Annotated in this window: 5 protein-coding genes; 2 read left to right on the forward strand and 3 right to left on the reverse strand. The window is 57.4% G+C overall.

Features of this window, described 5'->3' with window-relative positions; all coding sequences use genetic code 11:
• The 3 genes from VMW13_09385 to VMW13_09395 all read right to left on the reverse strand — a co-directional run.
• The coding region (locus VMW13_09385; protein HUV45027.1) for an ABC transporter permease at positions 1–910 on the reverse strand (910 nt) is incomplete at its 3' end.
• Complete coding sequence (locus VMW13_09390; protein HUV45028.1) at positions 910–1,584, reverse strand: ABC transporter ATP-binding protein; 675 nt, start codon at positions 1,582–1,584, stop codon at positions 910–912. The genes VMW13_09385 and VMW13_09390, both read right to left, overlap by 1 nt.
• The gene (locus tag VMW13_09395) at positions 1,581–3,416 is read right to left on the reverse strand and encodes a biotin/lipoyl-binding protein (GenBank protein HUV45029.1); all 1,836 of its coding nucleotides are present in this window, start codon (positions 3,414–3,416) and stop codon (positions 1,581–1,583) included. Before VMW13_09395 ends, VMW13_09390 begins: the two co-directional genes overlap by 4 nt.
• 353 nt (positions 3,417–3,769) lie before the next feature.
• Here VMW13_09395 and VMW13_09400 point away from each other — a divergent pair, with 353 nt between their 5' ends.
• Together VMW13_09400 and VMW13_09405 are read left to right on the forward strand one after the other, a co-directional pair.
• Entirely contained in the window at positions 3,770–4,810 is a 1,041-nt protein-coding gene (locus VMW13_09400) for an aldo/keto reductase (protein ID HUV45030.1), read from the forward strand.
• 73 nt (positions 4,811–4,883) lie between these two features.
• Positions 4,884–5,612 carry a hypothetical protein gene (locus VMW13_09405; GenBank protein ID HUV45031.1) on the forward strand — a complete coding sequence of 243 codons (729 nt, stop codon included), beginning with the start codon at positions 4,884–4,886 and terminating at the stop codon, positions 5,610–5,612.
• Positions 5,613–6,049 lie beyond the last annotated feature (437 nt).

The following is a 6,049-nucleotide window of genomic DNA, read 5'->3' on the forward strand; positions in this document are numbered from 1 at the left end:
TTACCCCGATACCACCGACCAGCAGCGATATTGCGGCTATTGCCCCCAGCAGCAGGGTCATATTGCCGATGACATCGGTGACGCTGCTGATGATTTCCTCCATAGAGCTGACTGTGAAATCGTCTTCCACGCCGGGGCCAAGCTGGTGGCGGAAGCGGAGCAAACTGGCTATTTCTTCAGTAGCCTCACTGGAGTAGGCCCGGTCCGTGACTGTCAGGGCGATGCTAGCGACTACGTGGTCACCCTGGCTGGTCCGTGGTTGCCCCAGCATCAGTTGCAGGGTGCTCAGCGGTATCAGGATGGCGTCGTCGGTATTACCAAGCTTCGATGCCCCCTTACTCTCAAGGACACCAATAACGTGGACAATATAGTTCCCGGCGCGTAGCGTCTGGCCAATGGGACTGCTTTCCCCGAACAGGGTCTCCTTCACGTTGAGACCGATGACGGCTACCCGGCTGCTGCGCTGGTAGTCGTACTCGGAAATGAAGCTTCCCTGGGTAATCTCCAGGTTTTGCACCTGCTGGTACCCCGGTGTCACCCCGCTGACCTGGGCGTTCATGTTCTGGTCGGCAACCACGATCTGCACAAACGTCGAGTAGGTGGGAGCAACGGCCGCGATATTTGGTATTTCCTCGTAGATAGCCGTCGCGTCTTCCACAGTGAGAGTCCCGATAGTACCGCTGGCTTTCCTGATGCCCGCCTCGGTGGCAGCGCCGGGATAAATGAGAAGGAGGTCGGCACCGAGGTTCTCTATGCTGGCGACCACGGACTGCTCGGTACCCTTGCCGATGGACATCAGGGCAATAACCGCGGCTACCCCGATGACGACCCCAAGGATGGTCAGAAAGCTGCGCAGCTTGTGCGTCACCACGCCGCTCCAGGCGGTGAAAAACGGTTCCAGCCAGCGCATCAGACCACCCCCTCAGTCACTACCTGGCCATCCAACAGGCGTATAATACGCTGGCAATGACGCGCCACATTGTCGTCATGCGTTATCACCAGCAGGGTAATTGCCTGCTCGTGGTGCAGGGATCTCAGGATGGACATCACCTCTTCACCGGAGCGGCTATCCAGGTTGCCGGTTGGCTCATCTGCGAGGATTAGTGGCGGGTTTTTTGCCAGCGCCCGGGCAATAGCCACCCTCTGCTGCTCGCCACCGGATAACTCGGTGGGACGGTGACCTGCCCGGTCGGAAAGACCGACCCTGTCAAGTGCCGCCAGGGCATGGTCACGGTGACGATTGCCGCGATAGGCATATCTCAACCCCAGTTCTACGTTAGCCAGGGCGGTATACTGAGGCAGCAGGTTGAACGTCTGAAAGATGAAGCCTATCTTCTGACCCCTGACCTGGGCCAGCTCTCCGCTACTGAGACGGCTGACCTCGCCACCGTCAAGGAGATAGCTGCCGTCGGTCGGCCCGTCCAGGCACCCGACGATATTCAGCAGGGTCGTCTTACCGGAGCCGGAGGGCCCCATGATGGCCACTATCTCGCCCTGTTCAATGTGCAGGTCTATCCCCCGAAGCACCGTAAGCTCTCTCTTACCCATGGGGTAGACCTTGGTTATGCCCTGAAGTCGAATCATTTGGTGAACCTTCCTGCTCCAGGCAGCATTTGGAACGCCCCCTTCTGTTGCTGTATCTCGGTGGTTGCCGATGTGCCGGTGGTCTGCCAGATAACTACCTGCTCGCCCTCGTTGAGGCCCTTGACTATTTCGGTGTACTGCCAGTCACTCAGTCCGGTTACCACCGGGCGCGGGTATATCTCGCCATCCTGTATCACTTCAACATAGGTCGCTCCATCCTGCAGCTGAATCGCCTGGTTGAATACCAGGAGTACATTGTTCCGCTGCTGGATGATTATACTCACAGTGGCAGAGAGACCCTCCCTGAGATGGATGTCTTCCAGTGAGACGCCGGGCAACGGTCCCGCCCCGAAGCCCTGTTTCAAGCTCCCACGGAGCTTGTCCAGCAATTCTCCGGTGAGACCCCCCTGCTGTCCGGCCTTCCCCTGGGCGGCGCCGATACCAAACTGCGCAAAACGCTCGATGAGTTGCTCGAGCTGCTCCACAGTGATTCCCGCTCCTGCCTGCCCGAAGCGTTCCTTCATGGTGTCCGCCTGTTCCTGCGTCAGACGCCCATCGGCAACTGCTTTATCAAGCACCTCGTCGATGCTGGAAACCGGCTCGACCTCTTCTTCCGGTGCCTTCTCCCCTTTAGCCGGAGTCAGGGACATCAACTCCGCTTTCACACGGTAGTTGACCACCCCCTGCTGTGAGGCTGCTGTAGGAGAGACGCTGGTGACCGTGGCAGGGAACACGAACCCCGATAAGGCGTCGATTTCAACGCTGGCCAGAGCGCCCACCTGTACATTCATGATATCAATCTCGTTGACCAGCATCGTCGCTTCGAACCTGGTGGAGTCGGTGAGGACGATAACGGTGCCGGCGTTCACTGCCTGGCCTGCTTCCATGTTGACTGAAGTGACGATTCCTGCAAATGGCGCCGCAATAGTGTCCATCTCCAGTCTCTCGATGGCCTCATCCAGGGCAGTCCGGGCACTGGAAACCTCGATTTGCTGCAATTCCACGTCCAGAGAGTCGGGTTCTGGAAGGAGAGCATCATCCTGTGTCTCGGCCAGAGTCTCCTCCGCCCTGGCAATGTCGGCTTCAGCAACAGCCAACAGTTTCTGCTTCTGCTCTACTTCAGAAGCATCGGCACCGGCCTGCATCTCGGCCAGATTTTCCTCTGCTTCGGCAAGGTCAAACTCGGCAAGGGCGAGCTGCCTCTGTTTCCGCTCATAGTCCGTAATCCACTGGGGGACAGTGGGGTTGCCATTGTACGTATTTTCGGCTAACTCGAAGGCGTGCCGTGCCGCGTCCAGGGCCACCTCGGCATTGATGACGGTAAGCTCAGCCTGGATAATATCAGACTCGGTGTAGGGGTCCAGGGCCTTTTCGAGGTTATCCCGGGCTGTCACCAGGGCTATCCCGGCATTGACAACGGCAAGCTCAGCCTGGGCAACGTCCAGGGCAGCAACTACGGCAGAAGGGTTCCGGACCTCCTCCAGGTTATCCTCGGCGTTCCTCAGATTGATTCTGGCCTGGGCTTCCGCCTTCTCCAGGGAGATGGTGGATGCACTATCGAGTCTGGCGAGCAACTGCCCTTCCTCCACTTCATCACCTTCCTCCACAAGTACCTCGTCGATGGTACCGGGGACGCCAAATGACAGTGCCTCCTCGTATGCGTACAACAGGTTGCCGGTGGCGGTGACTTCCACCGCCAGGTCACCACGCTGGACCGGCACCAGCTGGTATTCAGGCTTCTCGGCAATGTCGCTTTTGCCGCCACAACCTGCCAGGAGCGTGCCTGCCAGAATAATACTCAGGACTGTAACTGCGATCTTTGAACCTGTCATAGATATCCCCACCTCTCTCAATACGTGCACTGATACAATTATCCACGGTCTTATGACGGAAAACAAGCGAAAAAGTTAGGTGCAGACCGGAATCCGGTTTTGGGCCAGACCGGTACCGGCATAGATGCTGGAAAAGAAGAAGCCCCACCCTTTGGGGGTGGGGCCTGGTTGTTACGGGCAACAGCAGGTCATACACCATACTATCTTTGTCCGCGGTACCAATGCGGACAGCGTTGTCTTTTTACCACCGATGGTTTAAGCTAGATTTCAGACGAAGCAGCCGGTGAGTCCGGTGGCACGATAGACCGGGCACCGGACACCGAAGGTAGAATTGCCGTAGAGCAGGGGGGTAAATGGATAAAGTTCGGTTGGGCAAGACCAACATGATGGTGACCAGGCTGGGCTTCGGTGGTATCCCGATTCAGAGGCTTTCCGAAGAAGATGCCGTGGCCGTCGTCCGGAAGTGCCTGGACCTCCGCATCACGTTCATTGATACCGCCAATGCCTATACCACCAGCGAAGAGCGCATCGGCAAGGCCATTGCCGGTAGGCGCAAGGGCTTGATTCTGGCAACGAAGTCCGGCGCCAGGGACCGTGAAGGCATTGAAAGACACCTCAACCTGAGCCTGGAGCGGCTGGGAGTGGACTACATTGACCTGTACCAGTTCCACGGTGTCAGTACCTTCAAGGACCTGGAAACGGTACTCGACCCCGCAGGCCCCCGGGCTGTGCTGGAAGACGCCCGGAAGGCGGGCAGAATACGGCACATCGGTATTACCTCACACACCATGGATGTCGCCAAGGAGGCAGTGAAGTCGGGACAGTTCGAGACATTGATGTTCCCCTTTAACTTCATTACCAGCGAGCCTGCCGACGAGCTTCTTCCCCTGGCAAAAGAATACGATGTCGGCTTCATTGTCATGAAACCGCTGGCCGGGGGAATGCTGGACAACGCTGCCGTTGCCTTCAAGTACCTCCTGCAATTCCCCGATGTAGTCAGTATCCCGGGTATCGAGCAGACCTGGGAGATTGAAGAGATAGTGAAGCTGTACCAGGGGCCGAAGCAGATGACCGAGGCGGAACTCGCCGAGATGCAACGGATGAGGGATGAGCTGGGTACAAGGTTCTGCCGGCGCTGCGAATACTGCCAGCCCTGTCCGCAGGAGATACCGATAGCGACAGTCATGAACATACAGAGCTTCGTCAAGCGAATGCCCCCGGAGCGGGTGTTCTCCGGAGGTATTGCCACTGCCATGGAGCGCGCGGCTACCTGTACCGAGTGCGGCGACTGCGAGGAGAAATGCCCCTACAATCTTCCCATCAGGGAAATGATTGCCGGGCGTGTCAAATGGTTCGAGGAAGCAAGAGAAGAATACCGGAAACAGACGGCTTGAATACGGAGCGTGATAACTACCTATGAGCAAATTCATTGACAGATTGACACAAAGTACGCAAGCAGCCTCGTCGATGGGGTTCCGGACTGCACAGTCGGCTGCGGTAAAGCCAAAGCTACAGCTTGTTGCCGTCCTGACCGATGGTAGTGCGACCGGCGTCGGCGCCGCTGACGCCGGCCTCCTGCGCATCTCAAGGGTGGATGCGGGAGACGGTGTCATCAAGAAACTGGTTGCTGCTATACCGGATATACCCTGGGGCGTCTGGCTGGAGGCGGATGCCTGCGGGCAAATGGACCGGGTGGCCGAACTTGGATGTGATTTCGTGGTCTTCCCGGCAGTCGATACCGCGCTGACGGTCCTCCCGGACGATGGTGTCGGTATGGTCCTCCAGATAGAGTCCTCGGTCCCCGAGGGACAGTTGAGGACGGCCAATGACCTGCCTGTGGACGCGGTACTGGTCACTGCCGAACAGGAAGAATCCGGTCCCATTACCTGGGAACAGTTGATGCTCTATCGGCGCTTTGCCGCTCTGCTGGCAAAACCGCTCCTGGTTTCCATTCCACCCAATACAGGGGCTGATGAACTCCAGATGCTGTGGGATGCCGGCATCGCTGGCGTGATTTTCGCTGCGGGGCCTGATAGTCCGGCCGGGGAGTTGATACGTCTCAGGCAGGTGATTGATGGGCTCCGGCCACCTTCACCGCGCAAGAAAAACAGACCGGAGGCAATCATACCTCAAATTAGCCCTGGCCAGGAACCGGCGGTCGAGACCGAAGAAGAGGACGATGACGACGACGAGTAGTCCGGTGGTGAAGGCTAGAGTAGTGTCTCGTATATATCTTTACGTATGATGGATGTTGATGTAATTCCAGCGCAGGCTGGAATCCAGGGGGCAAACACGTATCCCGGATCGAGTCTAACAGGGTGATGAAAAAGGGGAGTCCAGAGGGAGCGCCTCTCAGAAGGGGCGAAACCCCCTTTAGCAGGGGTGTCTGGGCGTCATTCTTACAGAATGACGTTAGCAGAATCCGAAACCAGATTCTGCCGGTGTCCCCCAGATATAATCTTTTTCCCCTTCCTCGGTAGGAAGGCTCTTCCTGGACAGGAAGGGGGTCAGGGGGATGGTCGAAAGGGTTTTCCATAGGCTTGCTAGAATGACAGGGACTGTAAAGGCATTTATAAGACACTACACTAGAACAAAGACGCAATGAAAAATCCGGCCATGGTCAGGACAACGAC

It is taken from the genome of Dehalococcoidales bacterium (assembly GCA_035529395.1).
In the GTDB taxonomy this organism is placed as follows: Bacteria; Chloroflexota; Dehalococcoidia; order Dehalococcoidales; family Fen-1064; genus DUES01.